Source organism: Mycobacterium sp., from assembly GCF_049683935.1.
GTDB lineage: Bacteria > Actinomycetota > Actinomycetes > Mycobacteriales > Mycobacteriaceae > Mycobacterium.
Genome location: NZ_JBAUJR010000464.1, coordinates 1 through 2,249, shown reverse-complemented (window position 1 = coordinate 2,249; position 2,249 = coordinate 1). Strand labels below are relative to the sequence as shown.

The 2,249-nt window shown below is 66.3% G+C and carries 3 protein-coding genes; 1 reads left to right on the top strand and 2 read right to left on the bottom strand.

The features are described from left to right. Both WA965_RS26100 and WA965_RS26095 read right to left on the bottom strand, forming a co-directional pair. Positions 1-695: M56 family metallopeptidase (locus WA965_RS26100; RefSeq protein ID WP_526448207.1), on the bottom strand; the 695-nt coding region annotated here is incomplete at its 3' end. A 14-nt stretch (positions 696-709) separates the two neighbouring features. Then, complete coding sequence (locus WA965_RS26095; protein ID WP_178357267.1) at positions 710-1,126, bottom strand: BlaI/MecI/CopY family transcriptional regulator; 417 nt, start codon at positions 1,124-1,126, stop codon at positions 710-712. A gap of 229 nt (positions 1,127-1,355) precedes the next feature. On the opposite strand from WA965_RS26095, the gene WA965_RS26090 reads away from it, so the two are divergent. After that, positions 1,356-2,135 carry an iron reductase gene (locus WA965_RS26090; RefSeq protein WP_526303041.1) on the top strand — a complete coding sequence of 260 codons (780 nt, stop codon included), beginning with the start codon at positions 1,356-1,358 and terminating at the stop codon, positions 2,133-2,135. Positions 2,136-2,249: the final 114 nt, after the last annotated feature.

The window sequence follows — 2,249 nt, the reverse complement described above, 5'->3', positions numbered from 1 at the left end:
TCGATCAGCAGACGCACGGCGTCGAGCGCATTGGCGCTGCGGACGAATCGGGGAAACGCGGCGTGCACCGCTGTGAACATCTCCAGAACGAGGTCGTGACGGGCGCGTAGGTGGGCGTGCTCGTGCGCGAGGATCGCGGTGATCTCGCTGCCCGACAGCGTGTTCAGCACACCCTCGCTGACGACGACGCGGCTGCGGACCCCGGGCAGGCAGTACGCAAGCGGCTCGGCGACGTCGAGGATCCGCAGTTCGCCTCCGTTGAGCGGACGCGGGTGATGGCCACACAGCTGCGACGTGGTGACGTGTGATGAGCCGACGAGATCAACCACCATCCGGTGGCGGGCGCGGCGGCGGCGGGTGGCGATCGCGACGTTGACCACCGAGGCGATCAGCCGGGCACCGATCATCAGCGTGAGGGCGAAGACGAACACGTAGGCCGCCCACAGCGGCCACCCGAGAACGGCGATCTCACTGGTGAATGTCGCGGTGGGACGTCCGTCCTCGCCCGGCACGAACAGCCGACTGGCGATGGCGATTCCGGCGGAGAATGCCGACAGGACCGCGGCCAACGCGATCGACTGCCACAGCACGATGGCCGCCCGCGGTGCGCGCAGTGGCCAGGTCGCTCGCGCCAGCATCGCGGGCACCGGCCCCGACAGGAGCAGAGCAACGATGGTGAAGGCCAGCGCGGACACGCTGTAAGTCTCTCTCAGGCGGTACCCGCACCGCCAGCGGGTGGGTTGTGACGTTCTTTGTCTTCGAGTTCGGCCAGCGCACGGCGTAGTGCGGCGGCCTCGTCGGCGCCGACGCGCTCGACAAAATGCACCAGGGCGGCCTCCCGACTGCCCGAGTCGGCGGCCTGGTCGAGCGCGTCGACCATCAGCCCGGCTACCAACTCGTCGCGACCATGCGTCGGCGCGTAGCGGTGTGCCCGATCGTCGCGATGCTGAACGACAAGATTTTTCTTGGCCAGCCGCTGGAGCACGGTCATGATCGTCGTGTAGGCGAGGTCGCGATGCGCTGCGAGCGCTTCGTGCACCTGGCGCACAGTTTGCGGCTCGTTCGAGGACCACAAGTGGTCCATCACAGATCGCTCAAGCTCCCCGAGCCGTGTCACCTTGGCCATCTTTCGTCCATCTCCTACCGGCTGTAGCTCAAAGCGTACTACGCGGTTACTACCGCGTGTCGTATCAGTTCCGTGGCTACCCGTTTCATACCCGTCACCGGCACAACCGATGCCAACGTCACCACGTTCACCGGCCGTCTCATCAAGGCTTGTGAGTCCAGTCACAGGGGGTAGCTCCTTCGACGCGTCGCACTATAGTAAGGCTAACCTAACTCAGATTGGAGGTGTCATGACTGTCGCCATCGAGGATCCGCTCATCGCGGGAATGGCGGTCCGGCGCACGCTGCCGATACACGAGTCCAGCCGGCGACTCCGGGAGTTGTATCGCGAATGCCCCCGCGTTTACGGCGTGGCGGTGATGGGCGATCTGTCCCGCCGGCGTTGGTGGCCGCTGGCAGAGATCATGACCACCGACCGGCTTCAGACGATGTTCGACGCCGGCGTGGCCGAAACCGAAAGTCACGCCGCCGTGGCTCAACAACTCGCCGCCACCTTCGCCCACGTCGTCGTCGGACGCGTGATACCCCTCCTGGTGCTCGAGGGACGCGCCTGGGATACCGGCCTGGAGAACCTCTGGGTGCACGTCGACTCCGAAGGCGCCATCGACTGGGTCGGGGTGGTCGATCCGACGGTTCGTGGCCTACCCGACGACCCGTTCTTCTACAACCGATCCGCGACGGGCGCCGCCAGGTCGGCGCAGAACGGAATCGTTGCGCTGCCCAGTGAGGCGGCGTTGACGACATGGATCGCCCATCGCAGTCACCGCGCCCTGAGCCCGTTGTTCTCAAAGCTCGCAGCGGTCAGCGGAGGCGCGATGACGGTGGCGTCGATGTGGCACATCGTCGGCGGATCCGTTGTGGGCGCGTCGACGCAGATCCCGCTGCTCGCCGGGTCGAGTGAGGTGGTCAGCATGCGCCGTGGACAAGCCGTGCTGGACGCCTTCGTGGGATTCGGGCTCCCGGTGCGCGGCACGTCGCGAATGTTCTCGGGGAAGGCCTTGCTTAATTAGGGCAGCCTTGCCTATTCTCTAGGCGGTGGGAAGATGTGTCGGAAACCACCGGACCGCGCCGGAGTCCTGAGGGCTGCAGAGACCCCCGGTCCACACGAAGGACGGGCCCCCCCC

What these genes read in the sequence shown, in the direction of transcription:
- WA965_RS26095 (WP_178357267.1), bottom strand. Translation starts at nt 1,126, where the DNA reads ATGGCCAAGGTGACACGGCTCGGGGAGCTTGAGCGATCTGTGATGGAC.
- WA965_RS26090 (WP_526303041.1), top strand. Translation starts at nt 1,356, where the DNA reads ATGACTGTCGCCATCGAGGATCCGCTCATCGCGGGAATGGCGGTCCGG.